A 20619-nucleotide genomic window follows, 5' to 3' on the forward strand; every position below is an offset into this window, starting at 1 on the left:
TAAAAAACCTTCCTTATCTCTGTGAATTTGCCAAAAGAGCCAGGCCGCTTTGAAGGCTGCAGGACGCATGGCTCCACTCAGGAAATCTATTAAAATGTTCATCGGCTGTTATCAGATAATTATATACAATTTGAAGCAAATAAAAAATCAAAACTTCGCGCGGGCCGCAGGGAATATGGACACTCTCTAATCCAGCTCCGCCCGGGAAAACAGGTCCCGGATCAGCTCCTCATGCTCGCAGGCCCGCTTAAATCCGGTGATGAAGGCTTTCAGCGCCGCCCCGTCTGAAGAATAGGCACAGAACATATCCGCTTCCGGGTCAAAATGAATCTGCTCCTGCAGCTGCGGCATCTGCTCTTCAAGGAATACTGCGGCGAGTGAAGCCCAGTCGTATCCGTTGCCCTCAAAGCCCTCGCCGGCCCTCGCAGCAAACACCTCCTGCATGTAGCTGCCGACAACGAGAATGACCGACATTCCGCCGTTAGCCTGTTCGATCAGCTTAAAGGGGGCCACTTCCGCTGCCATCGCCGGATCCACTGTCCCCGCTTCATCCTCCTCCGGCTGCTCCGCCGCCAATGCCGCTGCTCCCAGCCGTTCTTTCACCTGGCTCAGCGCCTCAGCAGTGAATGCCAGCTTCCCGTGGGACTTCACAATCTGGCCCTCCCTGATCCGCCGGTCAAGCCAGTCGCTGATGAAACCGGGCGCATAGCCGCCCTGCCCGAACGCGCCGCCGAAGGCAATCATCTTCGGGTAGGCTTCCAGATATTCGTCCCGGCTTGGCTGCGGATAGCTTGCTGTATACAGCCAGAACTGCACATCGTACATCAGCAGCGACAGCTCATCGGCATGGAAGGAGAAATAGCCCTTCTCGCGGACTACACGGGTACATACTGCCCTGATCTGTGTCTCCAGCCGCTCCGGATCAGGCTGGTTGCTGCACAGCTCGGCAAGCAAAGGCGAGAATTCGCCCTCTTTTACCTTACGCAGATCCTCTTCCCTGTCCTCTGCAGATGTATCATATAACTCCTCATGCACCAGCCCGCGGATGAACGTCTCAAAGTCCGGGGCCAGATACGTAATCTCGTAATCCGCCTCCTGATCCACATGAATGACCTCAGGCTCCCCGTCTTTTCCGCAGTGGCGGTAATCCAGCATAATGACATCATGCCCGGCTGACGGACAGTCGCAGATAACCACTCCGATATCAGGATAACCCCATTCTTCAATCATGAACGGGCTGCCGAGATCGCCGCACAGCGAATAGGATTTATCCCGGCCGATCCCCATAATCCCGGTGATAGCGACATGATCGTCTGCCCAGGAGGTAGGTACAAGGGTAGGAAAGCAGGTGTTGTGCGGAACTCCGCCGTTATGCTGCTTCATCAGCTCGATATAAGAAGCCGGCAGCTTATAGCCAAGCTCCTCCTCCACTGACGCGATCAGCTCATCATCCGGCGGCGCCAGAACATAAGCATCCAGCGCATAATCGCTGTCATCCCAGAAGGACGCTAAGTCCATCCCTTCAAAAAGCTCACCCTTGCGCTCCCCGGCCCTGCTGCGCTCCCGGTTAGCCGCGATCAGCCGCTCCTGCTCCAGCTTCCTCCGGCTCCAGTCCAGCAGCATTGCGGACTGCTCATCCCCCGGATCAAGCGCAAGCGCTGTACTGAACGCCTGAACAGCCTCTTCATGCCGGTCCAGATAGTAATAGGAATATCCGGTGCGGAAATGCCACAGCGGGTCCTTTTCCCCTTCTGCCGCAACCTGCTGAAACTGCTCCAGCCCCTCCTCATACCGGCCTAAATTGTTATATGCCCGCCCGAGGCTGCTGATGATTGCGTAACCGCGCTCCGCCGGAGGGATTTCTATTATTGTATCTACTATTTTTTGATGCTCGTCTTCTTCATGCCACTGTGCCAGTTGTGTGCTTAGATCCTTATCCATAGTCTTCAGCCTGCCTCCCAGTGAAAATGTGATACTCTTATTCTATCAGACCGGTAATAAAGAATGAAAATGGCCTTGCGTCCGCGCTAAAGGTAATGAAGCCGTTTTGTCGAATAGTTATGCCTGAACGCGGTTTTTTCAAGAACCAGCAACTACACAATGAACACGACAGGAGGAAGGATTCATTATGGCTTTTACCATTAATAATCTCAAAGACAACAGCAACGTTATTATCAAGGAGCAGCTTGGCGGTTTTACAGTGATTGAATATAAAGAGGATTTAAGCAGTACCAGCATGATGGAGGCGCAACTCAACTATTTTATGAGCAGAAGCAACATGCGCAACAAGCAGCTGATGATTGAGCTGAACAATAACGAGGTTATGCTTAGCGCAGGTGCTATGCAGTATATGGTCGGAAATATTGAAATGACCTCAGGTGTTAAGGGTGTCGGCGGGCTGATGCGCAATATTATGTCCAGTGCAGTAACCGGAACTACGGCAATCAAGCCGCTGTACAAGGGAACCGGAACGATTCTGCTGGAGACTACTTATAAATATCTGTGGCTGATTGATGTTGACAACGACCACATTGTCATTGATGACGGCATGTTCCTCGCCTGTGAGAGCTCGCTCGAGGTTGCTGTCTCTCCCCGTAAAAACCTGTCCTCTGCGGCACTCGGCGGAGAAGGCCTGTTCAACTTAAGCGCCCGCGGCAAAGGAATTCTCGCGCTGGAAGCGCCGATCCCTTCCGAAGAAGCGGTTGTGGTCGAGCTTAACAATGATGTGCTGAAGGTGGACGGCAATTTTGCGCTGATGTGGTCCAATACCCTTGATTTCACTGTAGAAAAATCCGGCAAAACCAAGCTCGGCTCCGCCGCCTCCGGGGAAGGCCTGGTCAACGTCTACCGCGGAACTGGCATGGTCTGGCTGGCGCCGCTGATGTCATACAAAAACAGTATATTTACACCTAATGCTTAACGTACACAGCGAATCATCCAGTTTTTAGTATAGGAGGTTCCTTGAATGCCGCGGACCTATGAAGAGCTTGCGCAATATTTCGCTGTTACCCCTATCCAGCTGTTCGGTATCTACCGGACCTGGCTGGAGGGCGGCCGCATCTATGGCGGGCATGTTAACAAGCCGACTACGAAATGTGCGGTTATTATCGCGCTCAAGGGGGAGGCCCTGTTCAACTTTGACGGAGGAGAGCAGTACCGGCTGAAGCCCGGCCATATGCTGATCGGAGGAGCGGAGCGTCATCTCGAAATCACGACAGGGACGGACGGCTTTCAGTACTTTCTGGCGCATTTCCTGCCGGATGGCCCGGCTGAACTTGACGGGCAGAGGCGCAAGCAAGACATCTCCTGCCTTGAGACAGTGCTAAATCCGGAGCTGCTGCCGCTGATGGAGCAGCTGCTGAACACCGCCTCGGCCCCGGATGTGCTGGGCCGGCTGAATCAGCGCTCGCTGTTCTATCAGCTGATTACCCGGGCGCTGCAAGCGGAGCGCCATAACCAGAACAAGGACAGCTACCTCATGATTGAGGATGCTATCCGTTATATTCAGTCCCATTACACCGAGCCGCTAACGCTTTCCAAGCTGGCTGGCCGTTATCAGCTGAAGCCTAAATATTTCTCTTATCTATTTACCAAATATACCGGTGCAGGCCCGATTGATTATCTGATTCATTACCGGATGAACAAGGCACATGAATGGCTGCTGACCAAGCAGTTCTCTGTAGCTGCAGTCGCCAAGAGCATCGGATATGCCGATCCGTATTATTTCAGCCGGCTGTTTAAGAAATATAAAGGCATCGCCCCCAGCCAGGTGGATTTTGACAGCAAAAAGGCTGACGGCACTTAGTGTTAACAGATGTCCTCTATCATGCACAATATCGTCTGTTGCTGCAGCCACCGCCGGCTCAGGCGAAATTGTCCATCATTTCATCGGGAATCTCTTCATTCTCATCTGCGCCGGATGATGTTACTATTGGAAATGCAATTGATAATCATTTTCAATAGAGGAGCGCATTTAATTTATGAAATCTCAACGAGCCACCTCGTGGTCTGCCTTTCTTGCAGGGATGTTCAGTCTGCTTCTGCTGCTGAGCGCCTGCTCAAACAATGTAAACTCCGGCAGTAACGGGGCCGCAGCCAGCCCGTCACCCTCAGCCCCGCCGCAAGAAGCGGCAGCTGCCGGGGCGCCGGCCTTTCCGCGGACGATCGAAGCCGCCAACGGCAGCATCGTAATCGCCCAAAAACCGGAGCGGGTCGCCGTCGTTCACTGGGGTTATGTCGATTCTCTGCTGTTGTTCGATCTGCCGTCTGCCGGGCTTGCCCTGCCTTTCACCAAGGATACCTCATCGCTTGGTACGGATACGTACAAGCCGTACGTAGACCGGATCGGTGAGCTGGCCATTGTCGGTGAGAATACAACCGTCAATATGGAGGCGCTGCTGGCCTACGGACCGGATCTCATCATCGCCGGGAATGCGGTGAATGCAGAGGTCACAGAGCAGCTGGAGAAGATTGCGACGACTGTTGTTATTGATGAGACAGCTACTGATGTATGGAGCAACTGGCCTGCCCTCGTTACCGAATTCGGCAAGATTCTGGGCCAGGAGGCGGTAGCGGAGCAATTCATCAGCGGCTATCAGGCCAAGCTGGCCGATGCCAAGGCGAAGCTCGCGGATGTTGAAGGCAACGTGGCCTTCCTGCAGGTGCGCAATAATACCGTCTATCTTGGCGGTACCAAGTACCTGACCCAATACTACGATCAGGGAGTCGGCCTGACCGCGCCGGATGATCCTGCAATGGCGGAAGGCGCCGAGATGTCACTGGAGACTTTGGCTGCGCTCAATCCGGATCATCTGGTCCTGGGCTACTTCAACTACGACAGTCCGGAAACAGCTTCCCTGACCGATGAATGGGAGCAGACCGAGGTCTGGAAGAAGCTGAAGGCGGTGGAAAGCGGCCAGACTTATTCGGTCAACGGCGTACTGGCAATGGGTTACGGGCCGCTGGCCAACACCTATGGCGTTGAGGCTGTACTGGAAGCGCTGGAGAAATAAGCGGAGTCACAACAAACGAACCAAAAAGGCAGTCCCGGGGCCGGATAACGGCTTAATGGGACTGCCCTCTTTTTAGGCACATACAGGTTCAAATATACTTGTCCTTCAGCTGATCGCTGCCCACTCCGCCGCCCACCATCAGAACCAGCGGCAGAAAATTGGTAACCGCCTTCGGCAGCCCTTCGAGAATCTGAATGTCAGCATTCATGAAATGGTTCAGGCCGATAATAATGATTTTGATAACCAACAGAAATACACCCAATAAAAATACACTGTCAAACAGCGCCTTCCACTTCGGGTGCGCCAGCTGCCTGCTGTCCTGGATAACCTTCTCCTTCAACCCGTCATCTCCCCTCAATAGCTCATCTATCGTAATACCGAACAGATCGCTCAGATCTATAATGACCTCGATACTCGGATAGTTTTTGCCTGTTTCCCACTTGGATACGGACTGGCGGCTTACATGCAGCTTTTCAGCGAGCTCAGCCTGGGACCAGCCCAGCTTTTCACGTTCGCGTTTCAATTGTTCACTGAAAATCATCGGTTGCACGCCCTCTCCTTACAGTCAGATTATTGGGGGGATACCGGGATAAAGTAAAGCTAGTTCTAGGCGCATCAAGAGGCAACCGCAGGTTGCAGCCCGCTCTCAGGCCTTATTTGGCAATCCAGTATGTGTTGAGAAAAGCAATCCTGAACCCGGCCCGCTCCATATTGGCATGGCTGGCTGAGCCGAACTCCACATCGGTATATACCGTTGTAGCGCCGCGTTCAGCAGCTGCCGCGAGCCGATGCTTAATCAGTGCGGACTGGCACCCTCTGCCCCGGTATTCCGGAAACGTATAGTCGTTGGCCAGATAGCCCTCTTCTCCGCTCAGAAACAGCGAGCCCATTGAAGCAGGCTTCCCGTCTATGCTTAACATATAATTCAGGAAATCTTTCCTGTAAAAATACTCCCGCGACCGCTCAATCATCTCCCTGGTAACCCTTAGCCCGCCGGCAGATTTTCTGATCCATTCAATAAATAGTTCGGCTGTTTCTTCTGTCACCATCTCAATCTGAAAGCCCGGAGCCTGTTCGGCCATCCCCTGCAGATTTATATATAAGAAGGCAAGCTGTTCGGCAGGAATAAACCCCTTCTCACAGAGCGCCCGCCCTACCTCTTCCGTCATATGACGGGGAGTCATATCAAAGCAGGGGGCTGCCTCAGGATAATGGCTTAACAGCGTATCAAGCGCAGCAAGATCCTCCGGGCCGAATCCCTTGATCCGGTTATAGTAGCTTGAACCTGCATCTGTGCGGTCACGCAGAAGAATAATCCCGCCTGCAGGCAGCACCTCCAGCTGGCGCGGTACATCCACCAGTGAACGCGCTGCATTCAGCCGGGTTAGCTCAAGCTCAATTGTCTCAATATTCCTCACATAATCCAAAGGCTTCACCGTACGATCCTCTCCTCTCTGCCTCATTATAATGCCAACACGCCATGAATTACACAACAACAGGAGAGCAGTCCCGCCTCAAAAAAGAGGAAGTACCGCTCTCCTGCAAATCGCACTATTTAACAACCATTATACGATTCCCGTTTCCCTGTTACAGTCCCGCGATTAACGCCTTTACCGAGCTGTCGGTCTCCAGGGCACGGATAATGAGCGTTACAGCTTCGGCACGTGTCGCATTGTGGCCCGGTGCGAACGAGGAAGCCGACACCCCTTGCACCAGTTTGGCCGAAGCTGCCTGCTTGATGGCTGCGGCAGCCCAATAATTGCTGCTTACATCGGTAAAATCAGCCGCACCGCCGCTTTCAAGCACTCCAAAGTTTAGTACACGCGAGAGGATTGTCACCATCTCGGCACGGGTGATGGTTGCGTTGGGCTTGAAGCTGCCGTCTGCGTAGCCGGTTACGATTCCTTTATCGGCCAGGGCACCGATAGCTCCGGCAGCCCAGCTTGTGCCGGTGTCGCTGAATCCGGCTGCGGCCTGATTCCCGGCCAGCCCGAAAGCCCGGGCGATCATAGCGGAGAACTCCGCTCTGCTGACAGCAGCATCCGGCCGGAAGGAGCCGTTCTCATACCCGCTGATAATCTGCAGCTTCACAGCCGCTGCAATAGCATTGCTGCCCCAATGGCCAGCAGTATCACTGAACGACGTATGCGTGTTCTGTGTTCTGGCGATGGCATCGCTCACCGTCTTCAGCACCGTCTCCTGGCTGATTACGGCAGACTGGAACGGATTCAGGGCTGTTACCGGATTGGTGGTGCCCGGCTGTTCACTTGGAGCTACAGGTGCCGTTGTTCCGCCTGAAGTGCCTCCTGTTGTTCCGCCTGTATTATTGTTCGAGCCGCCCGGCAGGGAACCCCCGGAATTGCTGCCGCTGGTCGTATCGGTGACCAGCAGCGCAACCTGGCTGGACTGGTAAATAACCTGGGCGCTGCGCGTGCCTGGCAGACCGTTAATCTGAACAGAAGTAAACTGGCCGGACCGCTGGTTATCGCCATGCGTGATCAGCGGAATCAGACCGCCGGCAGGCACGTAGCTGTTCTCGAAATCGATCTGCAGCTTGCCGCTTGCTGCTACTTTGCCTTTGACATCGAGCACATCGCCCGCTCCGGTAAGGTTCAGCTCCAGCGTGCCTTCAGCCGCTTGTGTGAAGGCTCCGCCGATGGTTATTTTGCCGTAGACATTCTCCACTACAGAGCCATGTACGTTCACAACATCGCCGCTGCCAAAGGCCGTGGCTGAATCGCCTTCAAGCGTACCCGCCTTCACCTCGGTACCGCCCGAATAGGAATTGCTGCCGGTCAGCTTAAGCGTTCCGGTACCTTCCTTGGTCAGTCCGCCCGTGCCGGAAATATCATTGCGCCAGCGGTCGGCTGCATAGAAGCCGCTCTTTGCCGCATCCAGGGATACCGTTACATCGCTGTTGAATGCGCCGTAGCCGTCAGCGGCAGCGAACAGGTTCAGCCGGCCCCAGCCCTCAGGATCATCCAGCAGCGGATAGCCGGACTGGATTGCAGTTGTAGCCAGTACTGCACGGCGCTGCTCTGCGCTCAGATAAGGCAGGCGGGTCTCCAGCAATACTTCCGCCCCTTTGGGAACCACGGCAGGCTTAACAGTAGAATTAATCTGCGGGAAGTTGTAGGTCAATCTTTGGGTGAACTGCGCTTTATTTTTGGCATAATCACTGAACCGGTCCTCTGCCGTTCCCGTTTCGGTCAGCAGCTTCTCATGAGCCTGATCATAAGCAGCCTTCTTCAGCTCCGCATTATCCGGATCAGCCAGGGTTGCCGCTGCCAGTGCCGTTGCCAATACCCGGCCTCCCATTACATCGAACGGGGAGTGCATGCCGGCAACAATCCGGCTATTCCCCATTTCCGAAGCGCGTGTCAGCAGCTCCTGGAACCTTTCAGGCACCGCATAGGCCAGAGACAGTGCAGCCAAATAAGAAGCATTGGTATGACCGCTCGGGAATCCGCCGTCCGTAGCAGGCGTACTGCTCATCGCAGGCACAAGCGTCGGCACAATGACGGAGGTGTCCAGCCAGCGGAATGGACGCATATAGCTGTAGAACGATTTTGACGGATTGGTTGAAGCATAATTGCCGCGGATGGTACCGATCAGGTCAACCATTTTGCCCAGCTCGGAGCCGGAGTCTCCCGCTTTGTTCGAGCCGTTGCCGTCCGTATATTTCACTGAAGTAGCATCGGCCGGAATTTCGGTAATCGTCGTGTACGTCCCTGATTTCGCGCGGTATACCTCCGAGAGGGAACCCAGGCCGTCAGCAGCACCGTAAGTCTGATTCCGCCGGTCATCGAAATAGGCCATGTCCTCCTCTGCCTTGGTTCGCGTGGCTGCAATTTTGGCTACATATTTAATGTTGGCATCAAGCACACTGCTGTTCAGCTTGGTCCCGTTATTCCACGAGGTACCCGGCGTCCACAGCTCCAGAAATCCCGAAAGGATACCAATGGCAGGGTTGGCATAAACGGCCTGATTAACGGAGGTGTTGTTCTTGTAGCTGTCTACGAAATGCCCCCACTCGGGAGCGGCAGGTACCGGGATTGATGAATCCGCGGGAGCAGCCGCTGCAGGCTGCAGCGCAACAGAGTTATTAAGGATGGCGAGACCGGCAGCAACAGATAACAGCTTTTTGGCAGTCTTTGTTTTCAAGTGATTGGCTCCTATCGTCAATTGTAGTCGATTCGAATCGGTCTCAATGTAGCATCAGGCCGCGTGAACCGGCAATAAGACGATTTCTCTTTTGTATCACTTTGGGAGCATTACGGGCAAATCACCTGATTTAATATTCTGTTAACACAAATCGGGAATAGGCTTGTCATAGGGTAGTGTATAATCCGCCTGGGAGGAGAATACGCCATGAAAAAATGGAACTCAGCATTTACCGGCCTCGCTCTTTCATATCTGTCCGTTGTTCTGGTTATCGTTCTCTTGCTCTGCTCCGTCTTCTCGGTCTATTTCTCGGGACATTATAAAGAAGAGCTGCGCAATAGCAACCGGCTGGTGCTGGAGAATACCGCACGGACCATTGAAACCTCGGTGCTTCAACGGGTTCAGCAGATCTATCTGGAGCTATCTCTGGACAGAACCTCGGCTCTGCGTTTGTTCAGCGATACTTCCTTTCAGCATAATCTAAGCAAAGTGAGCGGGCTGCAAAATCTGCTGAAAGCCGAGGTTGCCGGCAACTCCGACATCATCCAGGCGGTACATCTGTATGCCCCGCAGCAGCAGGTCATGCTGTCATCGCTGTATGGGCTGAGATACCAGGCTGACCAGGGGGACAGCGCCTCAGCTTTTACAGACTGGATCGGCGGAATGCGTAATAACTCCGGGAACAGTCTCTGGACTTCTGCCCGCGAAGTGCCTGAAGATATATACTCCAGCGTGCCTGGCGGCAAGCACAATACGCTCATTACCTATGCCCATAGCTATCCTTTTCAGTCCTCCGGGGCTGAGAGCGATCTGATTGTGGCAATTGATGTTAAACAGAGCGCAGTCAGCGCTATTATTCAGAATATGATGCCCATGCAATATGAAGGGACTTTTATTGTAGATCCTTCCGGCCAGCTGGTTGTCCCGGATACCTCTACGGATCAGGTCAGCAGCTATAGCTCCAGCATCAGTGTGCCGCTTGAGTCTGCGGCGGAGGCTGGCAGCTTCGACAGCAAGCTTGGCGGTACTCCCTATGTCCTCTCCTATCAGACCCTGCCGGCTGCCGGGTGGAAAATAGTCAGCGCTGTACCCGCCAGTTTCTTTTATGCGCCCTCCAACGGGATGCAGCAGCTGATTGCGGGATTATGCCTGCTTGCCATCTTGCTTGGACTCTTTATGTCGGGAGTTCTGGCTAAAGTGAACTATACCCCGATTAAACGAATCGTTGGCAAAATTAAGGATCTCTCGGGCCATGCGCCGGAGCCGGCGGCGAATGAGTACAGCCTGATCGACACCGCCTTCACCCGGCTCAGCGAGCAGGTCAGCAGTCTGGAAGAGAGCCTGCAGGCCAGCGCGCCGGTAATCAAGCATAATGCTGTGGTGTGCCTCTTGCGCAAGGGCTCCAGCCGGGAGGAGACAGCCGAGGCACTTCAATGTCTTGGAATTTCGCAGGATTACAATCACTATTGCTGCCTAATTGTGAATACAGAAAGAGCCTGGAGCCACATGAGCTCAGCGCATATCCAGAATATGATGAGTACCATTATCGGAGCGCTTGAGGCCGTCCGCCTGACGGAGTGCCGGATCATTGCCGAGGAGCTGCCGGATAAGCGGATTGCCGTCATCGTGTGCGCGGGCAGTGCCTCGGACAGTCTGCTTGACCAGCTCTCGCAGCTCATTACCAGGGAAGGCAGACAGCAGTTTCAGGCAGAAATCCAGCTGGCCTGGGGCTGCTGGGTGCAGGAGCCTGCCGAACTCCACAACAGCTGCTCTGAAGCACAGCTTCTGATGAAGTATGCTTATTTTCTGCCGGAGCAGTCTGTCCTAAAGGACCGCAGCCTGCTGGAGCGGGAAAGCAGCCTGGAGGAAATTCCGCAGCAGCTCCTTGTCAAATTCAAAGATAAGCTGCAATCCCGCCAGCCGGATGAGCTTACGGCCATCGTCGGGCAGCTTGTCACCGCCATGCGGGAAGGTTTATACCCGGCGGATTATTGCCACTTTATTCTGGGGAATACCGTGTTTGTCTACTCGGATTATCTGAAGAGCGTCCGCTATAAGCCCGGCGATCTGTATCAGCAGTATATCGGAATGCCCGACATCCTCAGCTTTCAGAGCTGGCTCACCGGCTCGCTGACCGGCTTTATTAATGAAACAGACAAGCGTAACAGCGACAGGGCTTTATCTGCCATTGAAGCGGCAAAGCAGTATATTGAGGAGCATCTGGCGGGGGATCTGTCACTGGATGCCGTGTCGTCCAAGGTATATATCAGTCCCAAATATTTAAGCAGACTTTTCAAAGAGGAGCTTGGAGTCACCTATACCGACTATGTCACCGCCCGGCGGATGGAGCACGCCAAAGCACTGCTTGAGAAAAGCAGCATGACCGTTGAGCAGATCGCGGGCAGCGTGGGCTACGGGACGGCGGCTTATTTTATCAAACGGTTCAAAGAAATGTACGGCTGCACACCCGGTAACTATTTGCGTACCCTTAATGAGGGTTAGTCCGCAAGCGGCCGCCGGCATAGCTGACAGGAGGAAAACCCGGATGAGAATGAACAACCGTTGGAGTGCCGTGCTTCTGACAATACCCGTTATCCTCACGGCTCTGGGCCTGCTCAGCGGCTGTGATCCGGCAGCTGTAACGGCTGCAGACCCGTCCGCTGCTTCGGCACAACAGCCACCGGCTCCGGGCGGCACCGCAGAATCCCCGGCTCCGGATTACACGATCTCTTGGACAATGCACCAGAACCTCCCGGTTCCCGATGATGCGGCGGTGGTCCGCGAAGTGGAGCAGAAATTCGGCGCCGATCTTGATGTCTGGAATCTGGAGAACAACAAATATGAATCCCTGCTTGAGCTAAAGCTGGTACAAGGTGCCATTCCCGACCTGTTCCGGATCAGGCAGACCCAGGATCTGCTGAAATACCAGCAGCAGGGCGTGCTGGCGGAAATTCCGCAGGACCTGCTGGACACCTATGCGCCTAATATCATGAAGGCGATCCGGGAAAATGCGCCTGCTTATCAGAATTCCGGTATCATTAACGGAGCTTACTACGGCATTCCTGTCGTTAACCCGACTAACATCTATCGTATTCCTGTTGTCTACCGCCAGGACTGGCTGGATAAGCTTGGCCTGGCTGTTCCGGATACACTGGCTGACTTTGAGAAGGTGATTTATGCATTCGCGAATGAGGACCCGGACGGCAATGGCGTCAAGGATACGTACGGCCTGTCACTGGAAGGGATGAATGTTATCTTTGGGGCGTTCGGGCAGATTGTTTTTGCTGATCAGCTCTATTTCAGCAGACAGGATCAGCAGCTGGTTATCGGTGCCCTGCAGCCGGAAGTGAAGGAAGCGCTGCGCTATCTGCGCAAGTGGTATCAGGACGGGGTTATCGATCCGGAATTCATCACCGGGGAGAATAAAGGCGGCTACAAGCATCTCTCCCATGCTTTTATTAACGGCCGGATCGGCATGACCTCCATGGGCAACTATTATCACTGGATTCAGGACGGGGATTATTCCACATGGACAACGGATGAGCTGGGAAAAACCGTGGAGACACCTGTTGCCGCCACTTTTAATGTGAAGGAGCTAACGGCAAAAAATCCGCAGGCGCGGATTGTATTCGGCCGGCCGGTAAGCGGGCCTGACGGCAAACGCGGATCTAAAGCCTACGATATGCTGATGAGCTTCACCGCCATCGGTGCAGATGCCGTGAAGGAGCCAGGCAAGCTGGAGACCATCCTGCAGATTCTCGACTATGTCAGCGCCAATCCCGACCCGCAGGAGGACACAGCAATGAAATTCGGCATTCAGGGGGAGCACTGGGAGTGGGCGGACAGCCTGAACAAAGAGGTGGTGGTGCTGCCGCCGTATGACCAGACCTTTAGCTACCAGAACACCATCGGTGCCGGTCTTGGCATGACAGTGCCCGTGATGCCTGGCGAACGCAGGGAGCAGTGGGCGGCGACGCTGGATCTCGACCGGGACGGGATTTACAATGCCCTGGAGGTCGCAACGCCCTCCCTGGTCAAGAACGGGCCGGAGCTGATTCAGCTGCGGAACGAGGCTTACATCGCCTTCATTACCGGCGAACGTCCGCTTGAGGAATTCGGCAGCTTCGTTAAGGAATTTATGGCAGCGGGCGGGGCTAAGGTGCTGCGGGAGGCGAACGGACTACCAGAAACCTAACAGATAGCCAAAACCCCATATATGCAACAATGGTAATACGGCCAGCGTAGTTGTAATATGCATATTCAGCTTTTGTTCCGTTGAGATATTGGTAACACCTCTCCACCGCACTAATCTTGTCATGAGAATATGAAGTAAAAGAAAGAAGAGATTAAGGGCCACATAGAGATAACTTTTGAAAAATTCCTTGCTGTCATGAACACCAAAAAAATAAAAATCAAAAGCTTTATCAATATGGTAGTCCCCATATAAGCTTATAGGCAGACTGATTATTAACAGCGTCGTTGTCATACGCAAACACCATGTTAATAGCCTCAAATGATCATTGTCCCCCGCTTTATTAATGATAGCTCCGGCAATGAGAAAGAGGACCACCCCTGCAGCAAGGGTCAAAATTTCTTTAAAATCCATCAGAACGCTCCAATTAATCAGTTATGCTGATCATTATACGGCAGCCGCTGTTTCTTGTATGTGCTATACCATATACTCAGCCATAATCTGCTCAATATGAAACGGAGTCAGCCCCTGCTCTACCGAGAATACTGTATCAGCATGGCGCGCCGATTCGGCAAGCTGTCCCCGGGCTTTGACATGGAGCATGAACAGATCATATAGATCCGGCTTTTGGAGCGAGGTCATAGCTTTGCCGATCAGCACCATTCCTTTCTGGTTACCCTCCACATTATTGTAGTATTGGGGAGCTCTCGTCAGTGACAGATCGGTCCAGATGACCGTCCGTTCAACAAGATCCAATATAACAGGGATCGCTATCTGTGTATCCGCTGTAAAGTCTATCTTATTCGTTACGGTCGAAGGCTCAAAAATCTCGCCCGAGCCGGGCTTCTTCCGCATCATCCAGCCGGTAAAGCATTCCGGCAGATTACAATACGGCTGCTCCGTGAAAGAGTTCAGCGACGCCACCACGTATCTTCCGCCATATTCGACGATAGAGGGGATATGCAGATCAATGAACTCGCAAGCCCCGTGAGGCGCCGAGACAATATCCCCGCTGTGCGCCGCCAGATAGTTGGACGAGCGCAGATTCGTATAAGAGATATGCTCCACATAGTTCCAGTTTTGATCATACATGACCGCAGACAGGTCAATATCGACCCGGCCTGTAGGCACACCGCCAACTTTCCCCTCTTTCCACCAGCTGAAAAAGCGGATTGTATCCCCCTCCCCCATCGGCAGCCGGCTTCCCCGGACAAGCGTATGCAGCGCTTTGCTGGCCGATCTCTGGGAAAAGGGAACATTGTAGCTTTTGAGCCGCTCATCCACGTAAGCATTCCCTAAAGGAGGCAGCGCTGCGAATCGCCCGATTAACGCCTGCTCACATACATTTACGACATCCCGGCAAGTTTCGGCATCAATCTCCGGCAGCGTATCAGGGATTGCAAAAGCTTTGGCGACATTTCCTTTCGGGAAAAAGACCCGCAGACCAGGCCAATCCAGCCGGTGGGCAAAATGGTTCTTCACCTGCAGCAGCACCGGAGTCGCTACCTGCCCCGCCACCTCGCCAAAGGCTAGCACAACGTACTCTGTATGTTCTGTAGAGCGCAGCAGATGATCCAGTCTCCGCGCAAACTCGCCAGGGCGCTTAATCAGCAGATCCAGCGCATCCCAGACCTGTTTGTATTGAATCGACAGTTCCACACTGCTGTTAAAAGTTGCAAACGGCTTGTTATTCCGCAAAATATCAAAGGCTTCCTCACAGCGCGCATACCGCTGCTTGTATTCAGACGGGTGCAGGATTTCGCCCAGGCGAATCCAGCGGTCCTTATATCTCAGCATATCCTCAGTAATCGGATGGCACTGTTCAAGTAATCCGAGCAGCAGACGGCGTTCGCTGCGTTTAAACTTGCGGAAACGCGCCGGCACCGCCAGGCTGACATCGCCGTCCGACCACGCCACCGCGAGGCGCAGCACATCGGTCGCTGTTTTGAAATACCGGCCCAGCCGCGCCAGATTAGCCTTGTCATGCTTCAGCAGCGATGACGCCACAAATGAGGTATTTTCCTTGAACGGGATTTCCTCCGGAAGGACTTCATCCAGCTCCTCCGGTTCAAGCCCCGCTATCACAGCATCAATATCCTCTTTATCGGCTGCAGATATAGAACCCTTGGCCTGGATAAGCCGGCGGATCATCTGTAAGAACTCAGCTCTGTCCCCAAGCTCAATCACCTTCAGCTGTCCCTGTTCCTGCAGCGGCGGCCTCTTCGCAGCCCCGTCGTATAGCGGAAAATCCCAAGTATAATAATGGTACATGGCATTCAGGTACAGGATGGCATCCTGCTCCAGCATCACCTGCTCCGGAAACCCGGGATACATCGGCGTGTACTTTACATGCGCACCAACCATGACCTTCAAATCTGCAACCAGCTGCTGGTACAGCGCCTCAAACTCTTCCTTCGGCAGCTCGCGCACGCGCGGAACAATGCAGGGGACAGAGCAAAGCCCAGCGCTTCCAGATTGCGGACTGCCGCCGCCAAATACCCTTCCGGCAGCCGACCGTTCCCGTTATATGAATCAACAATGATCTTGCGTTCTCTTTGCAGATAAATCGAATTTATTTTCATAGTAAAAGTGTCCAGGAAAGCCGTATCCCTATTTAGATCATCCTCTGGGTTTAGAAGGAAGGAATACGATAGCCTGGACGCCTCCTCTCTAAGATAAGATCCTTCAGGAAAGCTGCGGCCCTGTTTCATTTACAGTGAGTTAGAAGGAAGGACCGCAATAGCCTGAAGTCCAAGCGTCCCGGATTCCGGTGAACCCGGCCGTTTGATGCCCTTATCATCGCATACGGGGAGGAGTGTAAACAGGGCGGAAGTATTACGAGGGCGGAAAAAACGGGAAATCTTTTCCCTTACAAATTCCTTATAACTCCCCTTTACACTGCTAAGTGGAAAGGATGATATAATATGCCGGACATTATTTTAGAAACCACGAACCTATGCAAAAGCTTCAAAAAACAGCCCGCAGTAAACAACGTCTCGCTCTCTGTGCCCCGGAACTCCGTCTACGGGCTGCTTGGGCCGAACGGCGCGGGGAAGTCGACAACGCTCAAGATGATGGCGGGTATGCTGCGCCCCGATTCGGGGAGTATTCTCTTTCAGGGCCATGAATGGGACCGGAAGGATTTGAGCGAAATCGGCGTTCTGATTGAGTCGCCTCCGCTGTATGAGAACCTGACGGCCCGGGAGAATCTGCAGGTGCGGACGCTGGCGCTCGGACTGCCGGAGTCGCGGATAACCGAGGTGCTGGCGGTCGTTGATCTGGCCCATACCGGGAAGAAGCGGGCCGGCCAGTTCTCGATGGGCATGAAGCAGCGGCTGGGAATCGCGATTGCGCTGCTGAACCAGCCGAAGCTGCTCATTCTCGATGAGCCGTCAAACGGGCTCGACCCGATCGGAATTCAGGAGCTGCGGGAGCTGATCCGCTCTTTCCCGGGGCAGGGAATCACGGTCATATTATCGAGCCATATTCTCTCTGAAGTGGAGCAAGTAGCCGATCAGATCGGGATTATCGCCGGCGGGCAGCTGGGGTATCAGGGTACTGCGCCGCAGGGGGCTGAGCTGGAGGCCCTGTTCATGCAGGTGGCCGCAGCCGGCCGAAAGGCGGGTGAATCCAGTGCTTACACTCATTAGCGCGGAACGCCTGAAATGGCGGCGCACCTTTATCCCTTGGCTGCTGTGGATTGCACCGCTGTTTACGCTGCTGCTCTGCATGCTGCTGATGGGCGGGCGGTATTTTCAGACCGGTGCATATAACTGGTGGTATACGATGCTTCTGCCGGGCGCACTGACACTGGTCTGCTCGCTCGCCATGCAGAAAGATGCCAAGATGAAGTACCGCGCCCTTCTGGCGCTGCCCCTCCGTCCGCAGGCACTATGGTCCGCCAAAATCGCCTCCGTCACCGGTTGGCTGCTGGCCGCCAGCCTGCTGTTCTTCGCCGGCATTTCATCCGGAGGCTGGCTGTTTGGCCCCGGGATTCCGCTGATGAACAGCGCAGCCGGCAGTCTGCTGATTGTCATCACATTTCTGTGGCAGATTCCGCTCTGCTTGTTCCTGGCCGCACGGTTCGGGCTGTTTGGCGCCGTGCTGATTAATATGGCCCTTAACATTGCAGGCGTTGTTACCTTTGACATCGGCGGGCTGTGGGATTTCATGCCCTACACGATTACGTTCCGGCTGATGTGCCCGGTGCTGCATATTCTGCCGAACGGTCTGCCGGTTCCGGAGGGCAGCCCGCTGAGAAGCATGGATACGGTTCTTAGGGATACACTGGTTTCCCTGGCCTGGTTTGCCATCCTGGTCTTCTTCACGGCCCGCAGATTCCGCAGGCAGGAGGCTGAGTAGAATGGCCTCCTTACACGGACTCTTCAAAGCAGACCTGCTCAAAACCCGCCACACGCCGTTTTTGCTCGTTCACCTGCTGGCCCCGCTCATCGCTGCAGCGGTATTCCTGGCGTACTACTCGTACTCCCCATGGAGCGCTGCCGATAAGGTACAGGCTTATCTCCAGGTGCTGGGCTGCGCTTTGCCCACCCTGATTGCCCTGGTCTGCTCGATGGCAGCAGAGCAGGAGGCGCTGGCCGGGCATTTTCAGGGGATGCTGGCGCTCCCTGCCGGACGGACCAGAGTTTACACCAGCAAGCTCCTGCTTCTGCTGTTATATGGCCTTTGCGCCATCCTGCTCGCTGTCGTCACATTCGGCATCGGATTCCGCTATGTACTGGGTCAGGACAGCCTCGGAATGGACTTTTACTGTTACAGCGCATTGATTCTGTCCGGAAGCACAGCTTTTCTCTATCTGCTGCATGGATTCATCAGCCTGCGGTTTGGACGGGGTGCGTCGATTGGAATTGGCATTGCGGGCAGTCTGATCGCGGCCCTGCTGCTTACCGGACTCGGCGAGGGCCTATGGCCGTATGTCCCTTTTGCCTGGGCAGCACGCTTCATTTCCATATGGACAGTCGCCAGCTCGGGGACTCCATTATCCTCCGCAGCATCACAGGCCGATATCGGAGCCTTTGTATGTGCTGCTGCAACAATACTCGCTGTCCCCTTGTCCTTCCTCTGGTTTCAGCGGTGGGAAGGCCGGTCTGCCGATAATTAAATTAGAAACGTTTTTTGATACACAACTATTATTAATAGAGGGAATGCATATGGCCAAAATACTCGCCGTCGACGATGAGCCCGCCATCCTGGCATTGATCCGCAGTGCCCTGGGCGCAGACCGTCACTTGATAACGACCATTCAAGATTCAACCACTGTGCGCCAGAGTGATCTGGGTACGTATGATCTCATTCTGCTCGATGTGATGATGCCCGGAGTAGACGGCTTTACACTGTGCCGGGAGATCCGCGCGGCGGTGGACTGCCCGATTCTTTTCCTGACCGCCAAGACGCTGGAATCCGACCTGATGTACGGGCTGGGACTGGGTGCGGACGACTATATTATGAAGCCCTTCAGTATCGGCGCGCTGCGGGCGCGGATTAATGCCCATCTCAGACGGGAGACCAGGGAACGGAGGAATGTGCTGTACTCCGAGCATATCCGCTTCAATCTCTCCGGCAGAGAGCTGCTTGCCCGCGGCCACAAAGTACCCCTGACCAAAAGCGAATACGACATCTGTGAATTTCTGGCGAAGAGCCGCGGACAGGTCTTTTCCAAGGAGCAAATCTATGAGGCGGTCTTCGGGTTTGACGGGGAAAGTGACAGCAGCGCCATCACAGAGCATATCAAGAATATCCGCGCCAAGCTGAACAAAGCGGACATTGAAGCTATTGAAACAGTCTGGGGGATCGGTTACAAGTGGAAGCTGTAAAAAGAGCACCGGGGATGCGCCTGCGCACCTTTTTTCTGCAATATCTCCTGATTCTAAGTGCCGGAACCATTCTGCTGCTGCTCCTGCTGCTGGGCTTGTTCACGGCGGCATTTTCGGCCAATGTGATTCTGCCCGCCAATTATGCGGAGAAGGAGATTGGGGCTGTTAAGCATGAACTCGAAGCAGGTGACGAAGATGCCGCTGTTGTCATTCCGAAGCTGGCGGACTACGCCATATTTACAGCCGGAGGGAAGCTACTTGCGGGCAGTCTGAATACGAAGGAAGCGGACCATGCCTGGAAACTGATACAACAAGGCATAAACCGCGACTCTTATTTCTATACTTCCTTCCGGCATGGAGGGGAGCTATGGATTTTCCGTTATACGCTTACTCCGCAGTTCGCCTCCCCGCTGCTGCGCAGCACTCTGCCGAATCCCCAGCTGGCGGCCGTGCTGCTCTTCATCCTGGGTGTGCTGATTCTGGCCGCTGTGCTTGCCGCCCGCTTCGGCCGCAGGCTATCGCAGAAAATGGCCGGCTTACAGGAGGCAACCGACAGCATCCGGCAGGAAAATCTGGCGTTCACCGTCCAGCCAAGCGGGATCATGGAAATCGACGAGATGCTGGTCTCGCTGGACCAGATGAAGGAAGCGCTGCAGGCCTCACTGAAGCGCCAGTGGGAGCTGGAACGGTCCCGCAGAGAGCAGATTTCTGCGCTCGCCCACGACATCAAGACCCCGCTCACGATCATCCGGGGCAACGCCGAGCTGCTGCAGGAAACCGTCCAGGATGAGGCCCAACGGGAATATAACCGCTATATTCTGCAAAGCTCAGAGGATATTGAAGCCTTCGTGCAGGGGGTCATTGATCTGTCCAGTCTGCAGGCTGCCCCCGGAAACAGGAAGGCACAGGCGCGCCTTACGGATTTTGTAGCCGAGCTGGAAACCCAGCTGCGGGCCTTATCCTCAGGCAAGGATATTTCAGTACAGGTCATCGCAGACGGCCCGCTGCCTGAAATGATATTCATAGACAGGGAGCTGCTCCAGCGGGGAATTGTCAATATACTTGCAAATGCTGTGGAGCATACGCCGCCGCAGGGGAAGGTTACTCTGGATATCCGCCGGGACGGGGACGGGGCTATTTCTTTTACCGTTACAGACACGGGCAGCGGCTTCTCCCCGGCCGGATTACGGGAAGCAGCAAGCCAGTTCTATATGGGCGACCAGAGCCGCAGCTCCGGCAAGCATCACGGGATGGGCCTGTACATTGCCGAATCTGCCGCGCAGCAGCATGAGGGAACGCTGACATTGGATAATGCTGTAGCTTCCGGCGGAGCGAAGGTGACGGTGAGGATCATGGCGGATAGCAGCTTGAATTCGGACTAATTTGCCGAATACACCGGATCGAACAAACTAAGCGG

At 54.4% G+C, this 20619-nt stretch carries 15 protein-coding genes and 1 pseudogene; 10 read left to right on the plus strand and 6 right to left on the minus strand.

Annotation, left to right across the window (positions count from 1 at the left end; all coding sequences use genetic code 11):
- Positions 1–186 precede the first annotated feature (186 nt).
- Positions 187–1941, minus strand: coding sequence for an Imm51 family immunity protein (locus AWJ19_RS31275; protein ID WP_068729425.1), 1755 nt, complete (start codon positions 1939–1941; stop codon positions 187–189).
- Positions 1942–2128: 187 nt separating this feature from the next.
- Here AWJ19_RS31275 and AWJ19_RS31280 point away from each other — a divergent pair, with 187 nt between their 5' ends.
- From AWJ19_RS31280 to AWJ19_RS31290, 3 genes are all read left to right on the plus strand, one after another.
- The gene (locus tag AWJ19_RS31280; protein ID WP_068729427.1) at positions 2129–2920 is read left to right on the plus strand and encodes an AIM24 family protein; all 792 of its coding nucleotides are present in this window, start codon (positions 2129–2131) and stop codon (positions 2918–2920) included.
- A gap of 45 nt (positions 2921–2965) precedes the next feature.
- The gene (locus tag AWJ19_RS31285) at positions 2966–3805 is read left to right on the plus strand and encodes an AraC family transcriptional regulator (protein ID WP_068729429.1); all 840 of its coding nucleotides are present in this window, start codon (positions 2966–2968) and stop codon (positions 3803–3805) included.
- Positions 3806–3980: 175 nt separating this feature from the next.
- Positions 3981–5012, plus strand: coding sequence for an ABC transporter substrate-binding protein (locus AWJ19_RS31290; protein ID WP_068729431.1), 1032 nt, complete (start codon positions 3981–3983; stop codon positions 5010–5012).
- Positions 5013–5100: 88 nt separating this feature from the next.
- Here the strand turns inward: AWJ19_RS31290 and AWJ19_RS31295 are convergent, their stop codons facing one another.
- The 3 genes from AWJ19_RS31295 to AWJ19_RS31305 all read right to left on the minus strand — a co-directional run bounded on the left by AWJ19_RS31295 (position 5101) and on the right by AWJ19_RS31305 (position 9152).
- Positions 5101–5553, minus strand: a complete 453-nt coding sequence (locus AWJ19_RS31295) for a helix-turn-helix transcriptional regulator (RefSeq protein WP_068729433.1) — start codon at positions 5551–5553, stop codon at positions 5101–5103.
- Positions 5554–5665: 112 nt separating this feature from the next.
- Positions 5666–6448, minus strand: a complete 783-nt coding sequence (locus AWJ19_RS31300; protein WP_068729435.1) for a GNAT family N-acetyltransferase — start codon at positions 6446–6448, stop codon at positions 5666–5668.
- Between the two features lie 151 nt (positions 6449–6599).
- The gene (locus AWJ19_RS31305) at positions 6600–9152 is read right to left on the minus strand and encodes an S-layer homology domain-containing protein (protein WP_347231182.1); all 2553 of its coding nucleotides are present in this window, start codon (positions 9150–9152) and stop codon (positions 6600–6602) included.
- A gap of 231 nt (positions 9153–9383) precedes the next feature.
- On the opposite strand from AWJ19_RS31305, the gene AWJ19_RS31310 reads away from it, so the two are divergent.
- Entirely contained in the window at positions 9384–11678 is a 2295-nt protein-coding gene (locus AWJ19_RS31310) for a helix-turn-helix domain-containing protein (RefSeq protein ID WP_068729439.1), read from the plus strand.
- Between the two features lie 49 nt (positions 11679–11727).
- Positions 11728–13371: an extracellular solute-binding protein gene (locus tag AWJ19_RS31315; protein WP_068729597.1), complete on the plus strand. Its 1644-nt coding sequence runs from the start codon at positions 11728–11730 to the stop codon at positions 13369–13371.
- Here the strand turns inward: AWJ19_RS31315 and AWJ19_RS31320 are convergent.
- The gene (locus tag AWJ19_RS31320) at positions 13357–13782 is read right to left on the minus strand and encodes a hypothetical protein (RefSeq protein WP_068729441.1); all 426 of its coding nucleotides are present in this window, start codon (positions 13780–13782) and stop codon (positions 13357–13359) included. The genes AWJ19_RS31315 and AWJ19_RS31320 overlap by 15 nt on opposite strands.
- Positions 13783–13845: 63 nt before the next feature.
- Positions 13846–15950 (minus strand): annotated as a pseudogene (locus AWJ19_RS31325) (TerD family protein).
- A 342-nt stretch (positions 15951–16292) separates the two neighbouring features.
- Between AWJ19_RS31325 and AWJ19_RS31330 the strand changes: the two are divergent.
- The 5 genes from AWJ19_RS31330 to AWJ19_RS31350 are packed head-to-tail and all read left to right on the plus strand — an operon-like array spanning position 16293 to position 20584.
- Entirely contained in the window at positions 16293–17018 is a 726-nt protein-coding gene (locus AWJ19_RS31330; protein WP_068729443.1) for a lantibiotic protection ABC transporter ATP-binding protein, read from the plus strand.
- A complete protein-coding gene (locus tag AWJ19_RS31335) occupies positions 17002–17730 on the plus strand; it encodes a lantibiotic immunity ABC transporter MutE/EpiE family permease subunit (RefSeq protein WP_068729445.1) in 729 nt (242 codons plus the stop codon). The genes AWJ19_RS31330 and AWJ19_RS31335 overlap by 17 nt, the downstream gene beginning before the upstream one ends.
- Before the next feature lies 1 nt (position 17731).
- Entirely contained in the window at positions 17732–18490 is a 759-nt protein-coding gene (locus AWJ19_RS31340) for a lantibiotic immunity ABC transporter MutG family permease subunit (protein WP_068729447.1), read from the plus strand.
- A 49-nt stretch (positions 18491–18539) separates the two neighbouring features.
- Positions 18540–19202 (plus strand): response regulator transcription factor, encoded by a 663-nt coding sequence (locus AWJ19_RS31345; RefSeq protein WP_068729449.1) that lies wholly within the window; start codon positions 18540–18542, stop codon positions 19200–19202.
- The gene (locus AWJ19_RS31350; protein ID WP_068729451.1) at positions 19190–20584 is read left to right on the plus strand and encodes a HAMP domain-containing sensor histidine kinase; all 1395 of its coding nucleotides are present in this window, start codon (positions 19190–19192) and stop codon (positions 20582–20584) included. The genes AWJ19_RS31345 and AWJ19_RS31350 overlap by 13 nt, the downstream gene beginning before the upstream one ends.
- The last annotated feature ends 35 nt before the right edge of the window (positions 20585–20619 follow it).

Source organism: Paenibacillus sp. DMB5 (genome assembly GCF_001517085.1).
Lineage (GTDB): Bacteria > Bacillota > Bacilli > Paenibacillales > Paenibacillaceae > Paenibacillus_AQ.